12 protein-coding genes are annotated in these 18,956 nt (G+C 36.6%); 1 reads left to right on the forward strand and 11 read right to left on the reverse strand.

Annotated features, from left to right (window positions below):
• Window positions 1–72: 72 nt before the first annotated feature.
• The 7 genes from C8C87_RS00200 to C8C87_RS00230 all read right to left on the reverse strand — a co-directional run bounded on the left by C8C87_RS00200 (window position 73) and on the right by C8C87_RS00230 (window position 11,963).
• Window positions 73–2,040: a glycoside hydrolase family 127 protein gene (locus C8C87_RS00200; RefSeq protein ID WP_121340718.1), complete on the reverse strand. Its 1,968-nt coding sequence runs from the start codon at window positions 2,038–2,040 to the stop codon at window positions 73–75.
• Between the two features lie 21 nt (window positions 2,041–2,061).
• Window positions 2,062–3,048, reverse strand: a complete 987-nt coding sequence (locus C8C87_RS00205) for an arabinan endo-1,5-alpha-L-arabinosidase (RefSeq protein ID WP_121340719.1) — start codon at window positions 3,046–3,048, stop codon at window positions 2,062–2,064.
• Between the two features lie 10 nt (window positions 3,049–3,058).
• Window positions 3,059–4,054, reverse strand: coding sequence for a glycoside hydrolase family 43 protein (locus tag C8C87_RS00210; protein ID WP_199716362.1), 996 nt, complete (start codon window positions 4,052–4,054; stop codon window positions 3,059–3,061).
• A gap of 91 nt (window positions 4,055–4,145) precedes the next feature.
• Window positions 4,146–5,765 carry an arabinan endo-1,5-alpha-L-arabinosidase gene (locus C8C87_RS00215; RefSeq protein ID WP_121340720.1) on the reverse strand — a complete coding sequence of 540 codons (1,620 nt, stop codon included), beginning with the start codon at window positions 5,763–5,765 and terminating at the stop codon, window positions 4,146–4,148.
• Window positions 5,766–5,777: 12 nt separating this feature from the next.
• The gene (locus tag C8C87_RS00220) at window positions 5,778–7,325 is read right to left on the reverse strand and encodes an alpha-N-arabinofuranosidase (protein WP_099713796.1); all 1,548 of its coding nucleotides are present in this window, start codon (window positions 7,323–7,325) and stop codon (window positions 5,778–5,780) included.
• Between the two features lie 85 nt (window positions 7,326–7,410).
• Window positions 7,411–8,973, reverse strand: a complete 1,563-nt coding sequence (locus C8C87_RS00225; RefSeq protein ID WP_099713795.1) for a RagB/SusD family nutrient uptake outer membrane protein — start codon at window positions 8,971–8,973, stop codon at window positions 7,411–7,413.
• 29 nt (window positions 8,974–9,002) lie between these two features.
• A complete protein-coding gene (locus C8C87_RS00230; protein WP_158589725.1) occupies window positions 9,003–11,963 on the reverse strand; it encodes a TonB-dependent receptor in 2,961 nt (986 codons plus the stop codon).
• Window positions 11,964–12,678: 715 nt separating this feature from the next.
• Between C8C87_RS00230 and C8C87_RS00235 the strand changes: the two genes are divergently transcribed.
• Window positions 12,679–13,368, forward strand: a complete 690-nt coding sequence (locus C8C87_RS00235; protein ID WP_099713793.1) for an NUDIX domain-containing protein — start codon at window positions 12,679–12,681, stop codon at window positions 13,366–13,368.
• Between the two features lie 190 nt (window positions 13,369–13,558).
• On the opposite strand, the gene fsa is transcribed toward C8C87_RS00235, so the two are convergent.
• The 4 genes from fsa to C8C87_RS00255 all read right to left on the reverse strand — a co-directional run bounded on the left by fsa (window position 13,559) and on the right by C8C87_RS00255 (window position 18,930).
• Window positions 13,559–14,215 (reverse strand): fructose-6-phosphate aldolase, encoded by a 657-nt coding sequence (fsa, locus tag C8C87_RS00240; RefSeq protein ID WP_121340722.1) that lies wholly within the window; start codon window positions 14,213–14,215, stop codon window positions 13,559–13,561.
• Between the two features lie 20 nt (window positions 14,216–14,235).
• Window positions 14,236–16,275 (reverse strand): transketolase, encoded by a 2,040-nt coding sequence (locus tag C8C87_RS00245; RefSeq protein ID WP_121340723.1) that lies wholly within the window; start codon window positions 16,273–16,275, stop codon window positions 14,236–14,238.
• A 445-nt stretch (window positions 16,276–16,720) separates the two neighbouring features.
• The gene (locus tag C8C87_RS00250; protein ID WP_121340724.1) at window positions 16,721–17,725 is read right to left on the reverse strand and encodes a glycoside hydrolase family 43 protein; all 1,005 of its coding nucleotides are present in this window, start codon (window positions 17,723–17,725) and stop codon (window positions 16,721–16,723) included.
• Between the two features lie 23 nt (window positions 17,726–17,748).
• Complete coding sequence (locus C8C87_RS00255) at window positions 17,749–18,930, reverse strand: aldose epimerase family protein (protein WP_121340725.1); 1,182 nt, start codon at window positions 18,928–18,930, stop codon at window positions 17,749–17,751.
• Window positions 18,931–18,956: the final 26 nt, after the last annotated feature.

Consider the following 18,956-nt stretch of genomic DNA (forward strand, 5'->3'; position numbering starts at 1 on the left):
AAGGTTTAAAGTTTAAAGTTGTGGGTGTACGTATTTAAACTTTAATGATTCGTCTATTATCTCTTTGTCTTTTTACTCTTTGTAATCAATCCAAACTTTCATTTTTCCAACGCCTCTGTTTGACCAGGAATAATACGGAATGGCTTTTAATTTTTGTGTTTGGATTGTATTTACACCTTCCAAAAGGTTTTCTTCTTTTTTAACTTTGAAAGTATCGTTTGCACCAATGGTTATCGCGTCGAAATTAGTAGCGTTATCAGCTTCTTCAATTGCATACACAATAGGTCCGTATTCTAAAGCGACTTTCCCTTTGTTGCCTTCCACCTTCGCATTGGTTACTACTTGTTTTACTTCCATTGGGAAATCAAGGACAATTTTTTCCCCTTTTTTCCATTTTCGGGTAATGGTGATGTATCCTTTATCTTCTTGGTATGCAAATGCTTTTCCGTTTATAGTAACGGTTGTTTTTGCAGTTGAGGTAGTCGCATAAGTATATAAATCTCCCGGTAAAACCTGATTTCTCGCCCAACTTGGAATGCGTAATTTTATGGTAAATTCACTTTCTTTTTTTGGAGAAACAGTAAGAGCAACTTTTCCGTCCCAAGGATAATTGGTTTGCTGTGCAATTTCTAAATTGGTTTTGTCCAATGTTATTTTCGCCGTATTCGAAGTGTATAAATTCACATAAAGTACGTCTTTACTTTTAGAATATATCAATCCTGGAATCGAAGGAATAAACCGAATCAAATTCGTTGGACAGCAAGAACAGTCAAACCAAGATTGACGGGTACATTCGCCACGATTGAATTTATAAACACCATCCGATTCCAATGCATTTGGATAAAAGAATTTTTTTCCGTCCAATGACAATCCAGAAATCAATCCGTTGTATAAAGAGCGTTCAATCACATCAAAATAATCTGAATTTCCAGAAATATTATGCAGTCTATGGTTCCAATACACATTTCCGATAGCGGCACACGTTTCGTTATAAGCGGTTAGATTTGGCAATTCGTAATTTTCGCCAAAAGCTTCTCCATCGTGTTTCGCACCAATACCTCCGGTGATGTATGTTTTTTTGTTGACCATATTAGTCCACAAATGATTCACCGCATTCCCGTAAGCAGCATCATTTTCTAAAGCAGCAATATCCGTCATTCCGGCATACATATACACTGCTCTTACAGCATGACCCACCGCTTCTTTTTGTTGAATAACGGGAATGTCATCTTGGGAGTACGCGCCGTATAAGGTGTGGTTTTTTGGATTTCCGCGGTTGTCCAAAAAGTATTTTGCCAAGTTCAAATAGGCTTTGTTATTGGTAACTTGGTATAATTTTACCAAGCCAGTTTCTACAATTTGATGTCCGGGAACACCATGCACTTGGTCTGCTCTGTCGCCAAAAGTGCGCACTAGCATATCCGCATTTTTGAGGGCAATGTCTAAGAAGTTTTTCTTTCCAGTAGCTTCGTAATGCACTACAGCTGCTTCAATCAGATGACCGGAATTGTACAATTCATGACTGATTTGAAGTGATTCCCAACGCTTTCCTTCAATCACGGGAACCCAAGGAGCTGGCGGTTTCGCAGGATTTATGGTTCTCCAAGTGGTTAAATAACCGTCTTTTTCCTGACCAATTTTCACAATGCTAATTAGTGAATCTAATAGTATTTCAAGTTTTGGATTGGGTTCACTAATTAAAGTGTTTGAAGCGCCTTCGATAATTTTATAGACATCGGTATCGTCAAAAGGCATTTGACCTTTTACGGTTCCTTCCATTTTGCCTCCAGCAATTAAAAAGTTGTCCATGCGGCCTTCTTCTTCACATTTGTGGATAGCGTATTCGATGGTTTTTTCCTGTACTTTCTTGATGATAGGCAACCAAAAAGCATCGGTAACCTTGACATTTTGAATGTTTACAGGAGTTATGCTGTAACCTGATTTTTTGGGTGAATTCGATTTTTTTAAACGTTGTTGTGCTTGTCCGCAAACGGTCATTAAAATCGAAACTGCTAGTATTGTTTTTTTTATAAAGGTCATTTGCCTACTATTAATCTGTTTTTAATTCAATGGTGCTACAACAGGCCATAAATCAGCATCCCATTGCATTTGTTTTATTTTTAAAACAGGTCTCCCTTTTTGCTTGGAATCATACGCATGAAAAATGATATAATCTTTCCCGTCAAAAGTATAAGCGCTGTTGTGTCCTGCTCCGAACCAGTTTTCGTTTCCTTGAATAAGAAGTGTTCCGCCGCCTTCGTTTAATGACTTTCCGTCTTTATCCACATAAGGACCGGTAATAGTTTTAGATCTTCCTACGACTACTTTGTAGGTGCTTTTTTCACCTCGGCAACACAAATCCCAAGAAAGGAATTGATAATAATATCCGTTCTTTTTGAAAATAAACGGAGCTTCAAGTGCGCCATCTCCCGGATCAGTATCTGCTAATTCGAAAGTTCTTTTGCGTTTTGAAATGGTGGACCATTCTTCTGGTTGTGCTACTGATTTTAAATCTGGATTTAATTTTACCATTTTCAAACCATTCCAAAAAGAACCAAATGCCAACCAAGGCGTGTTGTTGTCATCAAAAGTCAAATTGGGATCTATGGCATTCCATAAATCACGATTTGGTACTGATTGAATAACAATTCCGTGATCGACCCATTTGTATGCTGGGTCTTTTGGGTCCAAAGTTATATTGGTTGCTAATGCTATCGCCGATGTATTTTTTGCGAAAGCAGAAACCGAATAATACAAGTAATAGGTATTGTTGTGAAAAGAAACATCCGGCGCCCAAATATGGTTGTCAAAATTTGGAACTACTTTATCTACCCAAACCGGTTTTTCTTTGAAAATAGCGGGTTCCGGCTGCCAGTTTTTTAAATCTTTGGAACTAAAAACACTGATTCCTTTTCCGGTGCAGTATAAATAGTAGGTTTCTTTTTGTTTGATCATTACTGGGTCGTGAACGGTAATGTCTTGCGCCCAAGCGGAAGCCGTCATGATTAGTAAGAGAAGTAACGGTTGTATTTTTTGATATAATTTCATGCTTAATTTTTTATTTTTGAATGCCTTCTGTAGTCATAATTACACGTTTCAGCGTTCCATCTTCATTGTAATATAGACGGTCTATGCACACGGATCTTCTGAAACTGCCACCGTTAGGTTGAGTCGCGCCATTGTGATAAATGAAATAATCTTTTCCTTTGAACTCAATAATCGATTGATGGTTGGTATTCGAGTTTCCAGCTATTTCATTCAGAATTCCTTTGTATTCCCATGGCCCGTTGATAGATTTACTCATAGCATAAGCGATTTTTTCTGGAAACTGATACGCATACGATAGGTAATACCAATCCTTTTTTTTGTGAATCCAAGGGGCTTCGGTGAAATTTGGTAAGGAAATGGTTTGTATTGGTCCATCAAGTTCTACCATGTTTGCTTTTAATTTTGCGTAATGACAAACAGTATTTCCCCAGAATAAATAGGCCTGGCCGTCATTGTCTATCATAACAGTTGGGTCAATATCGTCCCAACTAATGTTGGTTTTGGTTGTCATATCATTGGTAATAAGTGCTTTTCCTAACGCATCTTTGAAAGGACCTGTTGGACTGTCAGCAACAGCCACTCCAATTGATTTTCCTGGAATCGTTCCATGTTCAACCGTAACATACCAATAGAATTTTCCGTTGCGTTCAATGACTTGAGCAGCCCAAGCATCGGATTTTGCCCAAGTAAAATCGGTTACTTTTAGCGGAACCGGATGTTCTTGCCAGTTCACCATATCTGATGAGGAATATACCAGCCATTCATTCATTTTATAAAAATTGAAATCATTTGGCGCTTCATCATGACCAGCATAGAGATAAACCTTGTCTTTGTACACCAAAGCCGCAGGGTCGCCGGTGTACTTGTCTTTTATGACTGGGTTATTGATTTGCATGGTTTGACTCGGATTTCCATCATTGGCGGAAGCCGTAACACTATCTGTTTTTATAGTTTTACAAGAGGAAAGAAATGCCAGTAGCAATAGGGTTGTAATTGTATTTTTCATTTTGATTTTTCTGTAAAAGAATGAAAAGGGCGCTTTATTTGTAACAGCTGCCTTTCTGTATCATTAAAAAGGCAGCTGTTTTTAGTAAAAATTAATTTATTTTTTTAGCCCAAACGGGTTGTCCACCGGCAGTAAATCCAGAATAGGTCAGGGTCACTTTTCTAGGAATGGCTTCCCAGTCCCAAGCATCGCTTACTTTGCATTGATTACCATTTACGGTAAGCACTTCTTTGGCGCTGTCATACGACCAAGTTCCTGTCACGCCGCCGCTTACTTTTTTATCTGCGGTTAAGAATATAGTAACCGATTTTTGAATCGTTTTGTATTGATAATTCATTGTGATTTGTTCCCAAGATCCTATAAATGAAGTTTCGGTAATAGTCGTTTTAGGCACTCCTGCATAACGCTCCGGAGCGATTACCGGCCAGCCGTCTTCCGTCCATTGAATGGCGCGAACATGTCCCATCATTAAAGCATTGGACGCATTAATTCCGGGTACATTTTCCGGTAAACGGGCTTGTGAGGAGTAAAACCATTCTTTGGTATCCGGATTTTGAAAGACAGAACAGTGAGAAAAACCAACCCATCCGGTATGGTTGTTAAAGGAATAAGGATGTGTCAGCATAGGCCAACAATCTGCTCCATTAGTGACATCACCTCCGTTGATCCCTATGTAAGGACCCATTATGTTTTTGGAACGGGCAACACGCGTGTTATATGCAACGGATAATTCGTCATAAGCTAGAAATAAATAATAATAGCCAGTCGTTTCATTATAAATGATTTCTGGACCTTCGGAAGCTTGCCAACGGCTATTTCCTCGTTTTGCAATGCGGGTTCCGTAATCACTTAATGTTTTTAATTGATCGGGTTTTCCGGTTGTTGGATTTAACTTTAATGCTGCAATACCAGAATGCCAAGAACCGTAGATTAAATAGTGTTCTCCTTGTGGAGTAATGGTAAAAGTAGGATCGATAGCATTGAATTGAAAATACGCATTTTCCCAATTTCTAGCTCCTGTAAAAGAATACGGTTTTAAACCATCTGGCTCAGAGCAAACCACCATTCCTTTATCTACCCAAACATTAGTGGCTAAATCATCAGATTCTGCTAGTCCAATAAAGGCTCTTTCTGACCATGAATAGGTGAAATCGGCACCTATAATTGGTTCATCTACCACAATACTGTAATACATTCTGTATTTAGACCCTACTTTTTTGATGTAAGGCGCCCAATAACCATAACGAGGATTTGTAATAGGCGGTAAAGCCGGAACCATTCGGGCTCTTTTGTTGTTCAAGGAATCTTTTACCCAAGCTGGCGCTTGTGTCATTGCTGATCCCATGTGTTCCCAAGTGATAAGATCTTTGGATCGTCTGTATGGGAAATGACCGTGTCCTTCATGCGCGTTACCATAGGAAGCATCGGTTTGATACATATAATAATATTCGCCACACTTTTCAACAGAAGGATCATGTACGTTTGCCAAATTCCATTGAGAACGACTATTCCAAGAGGAAATAGAGGTGTAATTGTCTGAATACGTTGGTCCGGCAAAAGCAGTAGGTGTTGGCGTCGGAGTCGGAACAGGAGTCGGCGTTGCTACAGGATCTGAAGCTGGATCATCGCCAGAACAACTGCTAATGGAAGCAACAATTAAGAAAGGCGTCAGATACAAAACTAATGTTGAAAGGAATTTTGAATTTCTCATTATTATATTTTTTTATTTGGTTTCTAAAACCACTACAGTAAATGCAGGGATTGTGATTTCCAGTTTACCCTTTTTTGTTTCAAAACCTTTGAAAACGGCAGGTTTGATTTTTGATGGGTTATCAAATGTGTTGTGGTCTTGTAATTTTGGTGATGCAAGAATAGTTCCAGTAACATTTTTAATTCCAAGTTCCTGCATGTCAATTTCTATTTTATGGTCTTTTTTAGAATCTATATTTACCAATGAAATATGAATTAATCCGTTTTTATCTTTGGATGCCGAAGCGGATAAAGCAGGAAGTTTTTCACCGTTATAGGTGTATGACGGAGAATTAATGGTCATTGGCAATAATTGCGCATCGTGATGTACAGTGTACATTTTCATAACGTGATACGTTGGCGTAAGCAACATTTTTTCATTCTCTGTTAAAATAACAGCTTGCAAAACATTTACGGTTTGAGCAAGGTTTGCCATTTTCACTCTTTTAGAATGATTGTTAAAAATGTTCAGTGTTGTACCGGCAATCATAGCATCTCTCATGGTGTTTTGTTGGTATAGAAACCCAGGATTTGTCCCTTCTTCTACATCATACCATCCGCCCCATTCGTCAACAATAAGTGCCACTTTATTTTCTGGATCATATTTATCCATGATGTCAGAATGTTTAGTCACTAATTCTTCCATTTTAAGTGCTGTTTGCATGGTTGCAAAATATTGTTCCTCATTAAATTTAGTTGAAGACCCTTTCTTTTCCCATTTTACAAAAGAGTAGGAGTGAAGCGCAACACCTTCAATTAAACTTTTAGGAATATCACGCATTAAAACTTCGGTCCAGTGGTAATCAGCAACATTCGCTCCTGAAGCAATTCTGAAAAGTTTATCGTTATTAGACCAATCGGTCATGAACGTAGCATATTGTTTGTATAGGTTAGCATAATATTCCGGAGTCATATTTCCGCCACATCCCCACATTTCATTTCCTACTCCCCAAAAAGTAACACCCCATGGTTTTTCGCGATCATTCTTTTTTCTAAGCTCAGACATTGGACTACCGCCGTCATGGTTTACATATTGTACCCATTGCTCCAGTTCCTGAACGGTTCCACTACCAACATTGCTGGCCAAGTATGGTTCTGTACCTAAAACTTCACATAAGTTTAAAAAATCATGTGTTCCAAAACTGTTGTCTTCAGTAGTTCCTCCCCACCAACGGTTTACAATACTTGGTCGGTCTTCTTTGGGGCCAATACCATCTTTCCAGTGGTAAGTATCCGCAAAACAACCTCCAGGCCATCTTAAATTTGGTATTTTTAATTCTTTTAAGGCAGTAATAATATCGTTACGAACTCCTTTTGTATTTGGAATAGAACTTTTTTCACCAACAAAAAAACCACCGTAAATACATTTTCCTAAATGCTCAGCAAAATGTCCGTAGATATGTTTACTGATAGTTGGTCCATCATTACTATTTTTTAAAGTAAGTACTGTTGTTTCTTTTTGTGCAACAATAGCTTGACTACAAAAAGTAAAAATAAATAAGATTAATAGGGTTTTTTTCATGTTCTTTTTAAGTTATAAAATCACATGGTAAGCTTTTGTTAAGCTTACCACATGACATTAAAATTCTAACTAAATCAAATAAATATTAATAGCCACTGTTTTGAATTGTTCCTGGATTGTTATCCATTTCCAATTGTGGTATTGGGAAAAATTCTCTTCCTGCTGCGTAGGAGTTGAATTCTACATCTCGTGTTTTTAACCAAGCTAATTTTGCGGGATCTTGTAACCATCCCCAACGACGAATATCGTCAAAACGGTGTCCTTCCAGTGGGAATTCTAAGAATCTTTCGTGTCCAATTTGCTCTCTCATTGCAATTTGGCTTAGTCCTGGTTTTGCTGTAGCTAAATTAGGTAAACCAACTCTGCTTCTTACCATTTGAATATAAGTGTAAGCTCCTGGAGTATCGCCAGTTTCATTTAAACATTCAGCATACATTAACAATACATCAGCATATCTCAATAAACGTTCGTTTATACCAGAACGCCAGTCGTATTCATTTGCATAATTCCCATCAGAATTTTGGTATTTTCTGCAAAACAAGTCATTCAAATCTCCCGGATTAGCTGCGTAAAAAGTAGCGAAGTTTTGTCCGTAAAGTTGCATTCCACCTGGTTTGTTATAGAAAATAGTAGCATCTAAACGTGGGTCTGTCGTGTTTGCAGTAGTTTTTTCATCGTGGTATTCATTAAATAATGCCCATGTTGGTTGTACGTCAGTCCATCCAAAAGCTCTAGGTCCATAGGTAATAGCTCTTGCCGATGTTTTTCCCCATCCGGAAGCCGGAGCACCACCCCAACCTAAATCAACTCCACCTGCATCTCTGCTGAATTGTACTTCAAACAATGACTCTGAATTGTTTTCGTTTGTGTCTGTAAAGTTATCACGGTAATTAGGCACTAAAGCATAAACACCTAAATCGATAACTTGTTTGAAAGCGATTTTTGCATTTGGGAAATCTTTGGTAAACAAGTATGCTTTTCCTAAATATCCTAAAGCTGCTCCTTTCGTGGCACGTCCTTTTTGACCTGCATCTAAACCAGAAATATTACTGTATGATGCCGGAAGCAATTCTGCGGCAGCTTTAAAATCTGCAATAACTTGTGCCCAACCTTCTTGGTTTGTTTTTTGTGGATAGAAAGCGGCAATTTCAGTAGGAAGCGGTACGTTTTGAAACATGTTTACGGCATGAAACAAATACAATCCTCTTAAAAAATAAGCCTGACCAAGAATTCTGTTTTTAAGAGCAGTATCAGTGATAGCGATATTAGGCACGTTGGTAAGTACTTGATTGGCGCGGTAAATACCTTGATAGTAGGTTTCATAAGCCCAACCATAAATTGCTGCATCCGACACATTTGAGTTAAAACGACCTACATTGTACATCGCTCCCCAGGGACTGTTACTTCTGGTATCATCTCCTTTTAAATCTAACAATAAAGGAGTACTTCTCATGTATGTACCATCGGTCAATAAGCTGCCATAAGCTGCATTTACCCCTTTTATAGCGTCCTCATCTGTTTTCCAGAATGAATCTGCAGCGTCATTATTTGGGTCAAGTTGAATTAAATCTTCATCGTTGACACAGCTTGTTGTTACCACTGCAAGTGATAAGAAACCAGCCAGATAATTAAATATTTTATATTTCATTTTGATTCGTTTTAATTGGTTTGCTAATTTTAAAAATTCACTTCAAGTCCTAAAGAAATCGTTCTAGGATTAGGGAAAGAACCTCCGTCATATCCTCTTGAGAAGGATCCGTCGTTGCTATTAAAATCAGGATCGCTTCCTCTATATTTACTGATAATTAATAGGTTTTGCCCGTTTACAAACAATTTTGCTTTTTGAATAAAACTGGTAGTCGGAACTGGAATTTCATATCCAATTTCCATAGTTTGCAGTTTTATGTAATCTCCATCTTCTATGAATCGGTTTGAATCTCTTCCGTTGGCATTCGGGTCACCAATAATTGGACGTGGAACATTTGTATTCGTATTTGTAGGTGTCCAGTAGTTAAGCATATCAGTGCTGTGGTTACCATATTGTCCCGCCATTAAATTACGGTATATGCTATTGAAAACTTTGTTTCCTCCGGCACCTTGCCAAAACATAGAGATGTCCCAGTTTTTGTAAGAACCGCTAAGGTTCATTCCGTAACTGTATTTAGGAATTGTAACCCCTTGAAAGGTTCTGTCAAGATCACTAATCATTCCGTCACCATTGATATCTTTGAATTTAATATCACCAACTCCAGCATTAGTTTGCGTTGGAGCAGCAGCAAGTTCAGCAGCGTTTTGGAAAATTCCATCTGTCTCGTAGGCATAAATTTCACCCATAGATCGACCAACTTCTGTTTTTGAAGCTGCACCATAGATTGGATTTCCGTTGATACCAATTTGCAATACTTCATTTTTCAACGTTCCTAAATTAGCAGATATGCTGTATTTGAAGGCGTTGTTATTGTTGTTATAGGATGCAGAAAATTCAAATCCTTTGTTTCTCATTGCACCGGCATTAGTAGTAATACTTGCAGGGAAAGCTCCAGTAGAAAAAGGTAATGGAACACCCACTAATAAATTAGAAGAGTTTTTTACAAAATACTCTGCTGTAAACTGTAAAGCATTATTAAACAATCCAAGCTCAACTGCTACGTCTGTTGTTTTATTATCTTCCCATCTTACATTTGGATCTAAAGAAGCGACAACTGTTGTTCCTGGAGCCAATTCGTTGTTGAAATTGTAACCCGCAAAGCTATTGATTGTTGTTGCAAAGAAATAGGCTGGAATTGTGTTGTTTCCTAATTTACCATAACTACCTCTTAGTTTGATTGTGTTTACCCATTCAGGTAAGTGAATGAATTTTTCGTTACTCAATTTCCAAGCTCCTGAGAAAGAGTACGCATTTGTCGTGTTGTATTTTTCACTAAAAAGCGACGATTTATCTTGTCTAAAGTTAGCTTGAAACAAATAACGATCATCAAATGAGTAATTGATACGGCTTATGTAGGATGTACCAGTAATAGTAGTGTTAGACTCGCCTGTACTGTTATCATCAGCATATTGCAATTTGCTGATTTCACCAAAATCATATCCTACACCTCTTGACCAGTGGTTGTAATAGTCTTTTCTTTCTTGTACCCAACCCGCTAAAGCATCAAATTTATGTTTGTTGATGTCTAATGAGTAGGTTAGTAGGTTGTTAAGAAACGTTTTAGTCTCATTACCAGTTGATACATCTAGAGATGCTTCTTCTTTGGTTGTAATATAATACCATCCTAAGTCACTTTGCGGAACAAATTTTCTGTTTTGATAATCTAATCTGTCAAAACTGGCGTCTAGTTTATATTTTAATCCTTTTACGATTTCATATTCTCCCCAAATGTTCCCAATGAAACGGTTTCTTTTTCCGTTGTTTTCGATTAAGTTGTTGAATCCTATAACGTTAAGCGAAATTGCTCTTTGAGTTAAATTATCAGTACCTCCGTAACCACCTAATCTATTTTCATCGTATACTGGCATCGTTGGAATAGCACCTAACAAAGCTGCAATAGCAGTTTCCCCTACATAACTGTTAAAGTTTTCTTTGTCAGATTGTGTGAATCCTATTTTAGTACCGTATTTGAATTTTCCTTTTTTACCATTCAAATTCAAGTTCATGGATAGTCTTTCGTAATCTTGAGGAGATTTGATGTAGCTGCTGTTTTTGAAATAATCCATATTCATATTATAGGCTAAATCTTCTGTACCACCATTAAATGCTAACGAATGATTCTCTATAATTCCAGTTTCATAAGCGGCATCTTGCCAATCTGTATTTACATTACTGATGTAATTACTGTTGTTAGGGTCATTTCCTGGAGCAACGCTTAATCCAGCATTCAATTCTGCTGCACTGGTTATGTTTTGATAGCCTAATCTATCAGTTACATCCCAAGTTTTAGCTACGTTTTGAAAACCAACAAGGGATTTATATTTGATATTCAGTTTTCCGGCTTTTCCTTTTTTGGTCGTAATAATTACTACACCATTAGCACCACGAACTCCGTAAATAGCAGCCGAAGAAGCGTCTTTAAGTACTTGCATAGATTCGATATCTCCCGGAGCAAAATCAAACGGTGAGTCTACAATCATTCCGTCTATTACAAAAAGAGGGTTGTTATTGCTAAAAGAGTTCAGACCTCTAATTTTAATATTTACAAATCCACCCGGTTCTCCAGAGGATTGCACGGTTACCCCTGCAACTTGTCCTTGAAGCATTTTTGCAGCATCGTATGTCACTGTTTTTTTAGCAGATTCCATATTGACAACTCCAACTGACCCAGAAAGGTCTGATTTCTTTTGTGTTCCGTATCCAATTACAACAACTTCGTCAAGTGCAGTAAGATCGTCTTTTAGAGCTACGTTAATTTGTGTTTTAGTGCCCACTGCAATTTCTTGACTTGCATAACTTATATATGAAAATACAAGGATGTCACTTGGTGCAGCTTTTATGGAATATTGCCCGTCAAGATCACTTGTGGTTACTGTATTAGTTCCTTTGATTAAAATATTTACTCCTGGCGCAGGCATTTTGTCTTTTGCTGAGGTAACAATTCCGGTAACAATTTGAGTATTTTGAGCTGAAACATTAATAGTTGTCATTAGCATAACTATTATTGCTAGAAGCCATTCTTTTTTTGGTAATAAAAAATTACAATAAAGAAATAATCGGTGGTTTGTTTTCATTCGGTTATTATTTAGGTTAATTATAAGTGTGTGTTTTACATTTGTAAATTTAATTAAAAAAAAAGCACAAAAACAAATTAATATGATAAAAAAAAGAGGAAAAAAAAATGCATTTTTTAAATTAAGTGTAAAATCAACATTTTAAAATTATGTTTTTGTAAAAAATACATCTGTTTTTGGAGTTAATTTGTGTAAAATTTACACTTTATGTGAAAAAACAAACATTTCTACAATAAATTGCCTGTGAAAATTATTTTGTAAAACAGCAGAATAATTGCCTTTTAAATCAGTTTTAATTTGAAAATCAGAGTGATATTGTAAAAAAAGTCTTCATTTTGGCGTATTGTTTTTTATGAAAAACTAATTTTCGGGTCAATAAATGGCGAATATTCTTCGCAATCGATTGAAATACAAGAAAAATAAATGGTTTAATCTGCTGGTTTGAAGTTTTGCTATTACTAATTAATGAAACCGTTCTTTGTAAAAATCAAATCTGCGGAATAGTATTCAGGAGTTTATTAAACGAAATTTTTTTGGGATTACAGGGTTTTAGTGGACTAAGTGTAAAATCAACATTAATAAATTATGAAACCTTTAGAGAAGTTTATATATTTACCCTAAAAAACATATTATGTTAAATAGTTATAGTTCTGCTGATAAAGTTTTACTGGCAGTAGATTGTATCATTTTTGGTTTTGATAACGAAGGCTTAAAAATACTTTTGATTAAAAGAGATTTTGAACCTGAAAAAGGCAAATGGTCTTTAATAGGTGGATTTCTTAAGAAAGATGAAGTATTAGATAGCGCTGCCATCAGAATACTGGATTCCTACACCGGTCTTCAAGATATTTACATGGAACAATTGCATGCCTATAGTGAGATTGACCGTGATCCTGTAGAAAGAACTATTTCTGTTGCTTATTTTGCATTAATCAATATTGAAAACCATAATGCGGAATTAATTCAAAACTATCATGCACAATGGTTTAGCGTTGCGAATGCTCCAAAATTGATTTTTGACCACGACACGATGTTAAGACATGCCATAAGAAGATTGCGTTATAGAACGTCTATCAAGCCTGTTGGATTTGAACTTTTACCGGAGAAATTCACCATGCGCCAACTGTTGGAATTATACGAAGCGATTCTTAGTAAGGAATTGGATAAAAGAAACTTCATCAGCAAAATAAACTCACTAGATATTCTGATAAAACTCGAAGAGAAAGACATGATGTCCTCCCGAAAAGGATCTTATCTTTATACTTTTGACAAAGAAAAATACGATGCAAAACTCTTGAATGATTTTGTTTTAAACCTATAAGTCATTCATTATAATCATAAACTAAAAAAGGAAGTCTCTTAATTGAGGCTTCCTTTTTTTATAATTAATCCTGAAAAAACTATTCTTTAATTCTTTGATTGACTACAACTTCAATGATGTTCAGAATAGTTTTATAAATGCGAACTACTCTTAGAATGGCAAAGTGCAGTCCCAAATAAAATTTAAATTCCTAACTATTTCCTTTATTATAATCGGCTAAGAAAGTGGCTAAACCACTATCCGTAAGCGGATGTTTTAGTAAACCTTCAATAGCGCTTAATGGTCCGGTTATGACATCGGCGCCAATTTTAGCACAATTCAAAATGTGCATGACGTGACGAACGGATGCCGCCAAAATTTGTGTTTCATATCCGTAATTATCATAAATCAGCTTGATTTCGGCAATCAATGCCATTCCATCTGTAGAAATATCATCTAATCTTCCTATGAAGGGCGAAACATAAGTGGCGCCGGCTTTGGCGGCAAGTAAGGCTTGTCCTGCTGAAAATACCAAGGTGCAATTGGTTCTTATTCCTTTATTCGAAAAGTATTTTATGGCTTTTATTCCGTCTTTAATCATAGGTATTTTCACCACGATTTGAGGATGCAAAGCAGCCAGTTTTTCACCTTCGGCAACCATACCTGCAAAATCTGTCGAAATTACTTCGGCACTAACATCACCGTCAACTAATTCGCATATTTTTACATAATGAGCAATAATATTATCTGCACCGGTAATTCCTTCTTTCGCCATTAGCGAAGGATTTGTGGTTACACCATCCAGAATTCCTAAATCATTAGCTTCTTTTATGTCTTTTAAATTTGCTGTGTCTATAAAAAATTTCATGTCTTTATTTATTTAAATGTTTATTTATTTTCTTCAATGTAGTTTAGGATTTCTGTGCAAACACTTTCGCTTGTAAATCCAAATTTTTGATCCAATACACTTGCTGGTGCTGAATATCCAAAATGCTCCAATCCAACTATTTTTCCGCTGTCGCCAATTAAGCCTTCCAAGTTTACCGGCAGTCCGGCAGTAAGTCCGAACACTAATTTTCCTTTTGGAATGATGCTTTCCTGATACGCTTTTGGTTGTGATTTGAACAAACCTTCAGATATTATTGAAGCTACGTTTATAGTTAGATTTTTTTCTTTTTCTAAAATAATTGCGGCTTCCAAAAGGGTGGCCACTTCTGATCCATTTGCGATTAATGTAATGTCAGGATTTGGTGTAGATTTTACTAAATAACCTCCTTTTTTAGCTTCGGTTGCTTCTTCATATCTTGAAGTTCCCGTTGCAGGAATGTCTTTGATGTTTTGTCTCGAAAGAATCAAAGCTGTTGGCGTACTGGTATTTTTCAAAGCCATATCCCAAGCCACTGAAGTTTCAATAGCATCGGCAGGGCGGAGCGCTAATAAACTTTGATGCCCCGAATGATTTTTTATTTTTTCCAACAAACGCATTTGTGCTTCCTGTTCAATAGGTTGGTGAGTTGGTCCGTCTTCGCCCACTCGGAAAGAATCGTGTGTCAAGACATATTTTACCGGTAATTCCTGAATTGCAGCTAATCGAATTGCAGGTTTCATATAATCCGAGAATACAAAAAAGGTTGCTACTACCGGGATAACACCTCCGTGAAGGGCAATTCCGTTAGCAATAGAAGTCATGGTCAATTCTGCCACTCCGGCTTGTAAAAAAGCACCACTGAAATCATTTTTTTGTAAAACAGAAGATTTTTTTAAGAAACCATCCGTCTTATCACTGTTGGATAAATCTGCCGAAGAAACAATCATGTTTTCCACGTGTTCCGCTAAGTAAGCTAATACTGCCGATGAGGCATCTCTTGTCGCGGCATTTGCTTTTTGGACTACATTACTCAAATCCAGTTCTGGAAGTTTTCCGGATAGAAAGGAATCCATTTTTTGAGCCAGTTCTGGATTTTCTTTTTTCCAAGTGGCTACATGATGCTTTTTGTAGGCTGCCTCTTCCGATTTTTTGGCTTTTATTTTGTCATAATGCGTTGCCACATCTTCATAGATTGCAAAAGGATTTTCAGGATTTGCTCCAAGGTTTAGTAAGGTTTTTACATAATCGGCATTGGTATCACCAATAGGTTTTCCGTGCAGTTCACATTCGCCTTCATATATATCGCCATTGGTGGTAACGCAACCTTTTCCCATAATCGTTTTTCCAATTATTAAGGTTGGTTTTTCTGATTCTTCATTGGCTTCGTTCAATGCTTTTCTAATTTGCTCGTGGTCGTGTCCGTCAATTGTGATGACTTTCCATCCCCAAGCTTCGTATTTCATAGCCGTATTCTCTGAAGTTACTTCATCTGTCATGGACGAAAGCTGTACATCATTCGAATCATAAAACATGATGAAATTGTTCAAGCCTAAATGTCCGGCGATTCTACCCGCTCCCTGAGAAATTTCTTCCTGAACACCACCATCTGTGATGAAACCGTATATTTTGTGATTGAAAATTCCCTTGAATCTGGCCTCTAGAAATTTGGCGGCGATAGCTGCACCCACTCCCATTGCGTGTCCTTGTCCCAAAGGTCCGGAAGTGTTTTCTATTCCTCGAAGCACATCTACTTCCGGATGTCCAGGAGTGACGGAACCCCATTGTCTGAAGCTTTGTAAATCTTCTTTTTTGTAATTGCCCAACAAATAATATTGAGAATACATCAAGGCTGAAAGGTGTCCGGCATCCATAAAGAAACGGTCCCTGAATGACCAATCCATTTCTGTTGGGTCAAATTTTAAGTACTCAGTATATAAAATGTGCAAAAAATCTGCACCTCCCATGGCTCCTCCAGGATGGCCTGAATTCGCTTTTTCTACCATCGAAATAGCTAATGCTCTAATATTGTCAGCAGCTAAATTGTCAATTTTTTTATTCATGTTTAAATTGTAAAAATTAAATGTGTTTTGAATAGTATAATATGATTCGTTTTATTATTTGTGTCTAAAGTTTCATAAGCGGTGGCAAATTTTACTTTTTCCTATTTTAAAATTAGAGCTTAAAAAATTCATCCCGACTAACCGAAAAAATCAGTGTCAGATAAAATATATTTTATATTTAAACCAAAAAATAATTAGTAACAGCTTCTTTTTTAGTAGCTCTATGTGAAAAATAATAATAAGTGTAAAAAATACATTTACAAATGTAAACAAATTTTTTTAACAATGACAAATAAATTTTTTTCTTGCAATTTTAAAATAAGAATCGCATTTTTTTTGCCAATAAAAAATGGCAATACTAATTTTTTAAAAATAGTATTGCCATAAGAAGATTGAATTGCTACAATGAATTTCGAATAATTAAGCCCTTTTATTTTAAGATGCTTTAATTGGTTTTCAAAAATCGGAAGCTTTCCTTTTTTGCTTGCAATTGTAATTCTTGGTCTTTTTCAACAAAATTCATTTCAATAATTGCTACTTTTCTGGGCGCTTCGCTCGTTGCGCTGAAATGGGTATGAAGCACATATTGCCATTGATTGTCTTTGTCTAAAAATAAATCGCCGTGACCAGGACCGTTTTCTCCAATTAAATTTCGAGATATAATCGGACTTGATGTTGCTTTTTTCCAAGGACCTAACGGTCTTGTACTGGTTGCATATCCAACGGCATATTCTGGATTTCTAAAATCATTTGCCGAATAAATTAAGTAATATAAACCGCCTTTTTTCAATACTGTAGGACCTTCAGCAACTGGCCAGCTCACATTTTGCGTGTTTTCCCATTGCAATTCTGCAGCGATACATTCTTTAAGTGTTTCTGGTTTAATACTTAAAAGGTCATCGTTTAATTCGGCCACAAAAATTCGGTTTCCATTGGTAAGTCTAACATGGTACAAATATTTTTTTCCGTCATCATCTATAAAAACAAAAGGGTCAATTTGTTTTACGGATGCGGCCAATGGTTCTTTAGAGGTGTTTCTGAAAGGACCAAGTGGGGAATTACTTGTTGCAACAGCAATATTTTCATTAGCGGTATACATCATGTAAAACTGATTGTTATATTTCAATATTTGGGGAGCCCAAAATCCTTGAGAACCATAAGCATCTCCTTTTTTGAGCGCAAGACCGCCTTGAGCGCCAACAGGTCCTTTCCAGTTTTTTTTATCGGAAGACGTATAAACCTGAAATCCTTCTCCGTTTAGTGAGCTGTTTCCAGTTGTTGTTCCATAGAGATAATAGGTGCCTTCATTATAAAAAATGGTTGGATCTGCCAGAAAAATATCTTTTAAAACAACAGCAGGCGGGGGAGTTGTTTTAGTTTCCTCCTCTTTTGGTTGCGAGCATGAATTTAGACTTAGCCCTGTAAATAGAATTATAAATATTTTTTTCATTTGAGTTGATTTGGAATTCGATATTATTTACGAACTGAAAATTGGTAATACGAAACAGTTTGGTATTTCCCCCCTGGTTTTAATGTAATCGATGGAAAACTAGGTTGATTGGGTGCATCCGGAAAATGTTGTGTTTCTAAAGCGAAAGCTGTTCTGAAATCATCTTTTGCTCCAGATTTGAACGTGTTTTTACCTTGCATAAAGTTTCCGCTGTAAAACTGAATTCCAGGCTCTGCTGTATAAATATCCATGGAAATCCCTGATTGGTCTCCGGTAATGGTTGCGGCATGGTTCATTCCTTTTTTGATGGTTCCGCTTAGCACATAATTATGGTCGTATCCTTTTCCGAATTTTAATTGCTCATTAACCACTTCAATGCGTTCTCCAATAGTATGTTTTTCAAGAAAATCGAAAGGAGTTTGTGCAACGTTTTCCAGTTTCCCTGTAGGAATTAAACCGGCATCTACGGGAGTGTATTTATTGGCAAATAATTGTAATTCGTGACCCAAAATACTTCCGCTTCCTTCTCCGTTTAAATTAAAAAAAGCGTGATTGGTCAAATTGACAACCGTAGTTTTGTCAGTAGTGGCCTCGTATTCCATTTTTAAAGTTTTATCAGCCGTAATGGAGTACGTTACTTTTACTTCTAGTTTTCCCGGAAATCCTTGTTCCATATCGGGAGAAGTATAGGTGAAAACTAAAGTATGGTCATCTGTTTTCTCAGCATTCCAAACCACATCCTGGAAACCTTTTTTTCCGCCATGCAGTGCATTTTCTCCATTATTTAATGGAACATTGTATTCCTTTCCTTCCAAAGTAAATTTTCCTTTGGCGATTCGGTTTCCAACTCTGCCAATAGTGGCTCCAAAATAAGGTTCTGTTGATTTTTGAAATCCGGTAACGCTGTTCATCCCCACCACAACATCAGTGAGTTTTCCGTTTTTGTCCGCTACCCATAATCCTACTAATCGTCCTCCGTAATTGGTGAAAGCTGCTTTCAAACCGTTATTTTCAATCCAATATAAGTGCGTATTTTTATTATCTATTACTGCTTCAAAATTTTTAGTTTCTAAAAAAGTCTGAGCGGAATCAGTAGTTGTTTCTTGATTCATTTCTTTTTGAGTTGAATTATTATTTTTATTTTCTTTGCAGGAAACCTGAAATACAGCAAGAATAATCACTGCGTAAATCTGAATTTTTTTCATGTTTTAAAATTTTATATCGTTTAATA

The sequence above is a fragment of the Flavobacterium sp. 120 genome, assembly GCF_003633605.1.
Lineage (GTDB): Bacteria > Bacteroidota > Bacteroidia > Flavobacteriales > Flavobacteriaceae > Flavobacterium > Flavobacterium algoritolerans.

Bases quoted from the DNA above. Each gene is read 5' to 3' on its own strand.
- C8C87_RS00215 (WP_121340720.1), bottom strand. From the start codon at position 5,765: ATGAGAAATTCAAAATTCCTTTCAACATTAGTTTTGTATCTGACGCCT.
- C8C87_RS00210 (WP_199716362.1), bottom strand. From the start codon at position 4,054: ATGAAAAATACAATTACAACCCTATTGCTACTGGCATTTCTTTCCTCT.
- C8C87_RS00245 (WP_121340723.1), bottom strand. From the start codon at position 16,275: ATGAATAAAAAAATTGACAATTTAGCTGCTGACAATATTAGAGCATTA.
- C8C87_RS00225 (WP_099713795.1), bottom strand. From the start codon at position 8,973: ATGAAATATAAAATATTTAATTATCTGGCTGGTTTCTTATCACTTGCA.
- C8C87_RS00220 (WP_099713796.1), bottom strand. From the start codon at position 7,325: ATGAAAAAAACCCTATTAATCTTATTTATTTTTACTTTTTGTAGTCAA.
- C8C87_RS00230 (WP_158589725.1), bottom strand. From the start codon at position 11,963: ATGACAACTATTAATGTTTCAGCTCAAAATACTCAAATTGTTACCGGA.
- C8C87_RS00255 (WP_121340725.1), bottom strand. From the start codon at position 18,930: ATGAAAAAAATTCAGATTTACGCAGTGATTATTCTTGCTGTATTTCAG.
- C8C87_RS00200 (WP_121340718.1), bottom strand. From the start codon at position 2,040: ATGACCTTTATAAAAAAAACAATACTAGCAGTTTCGATTTTAATGACC.
- C8C87_RS00235 (WP_099713793.1), top strand. From the start codon at position 12,679: ATGTTAAATAGTTATAGTTCTGCTGATAAAGTTTTACTGGCAGTAGAT.
- C8C87_RS00205 (WP_121340719.1), bottom strand. From the start codon at position 3,048: ATGAAATTATATCAAAAAATACAACCGTTACTTCTCTTACTAATCATG.
- C8C87_RS00250 (WP_121340724.1), bottom strand. From the start codon at position 17,725: ATGAAAAAAATATTTATAATTCTATTTACAGGGCTAAGTCTAAATTCA.
- fsa (WP_121340722.1), bottom strand. From the start codon at position 14,215: ATGAAATTTTTTATAGACACAGCAAATTTAAAAGACATAAAAGAAGCT.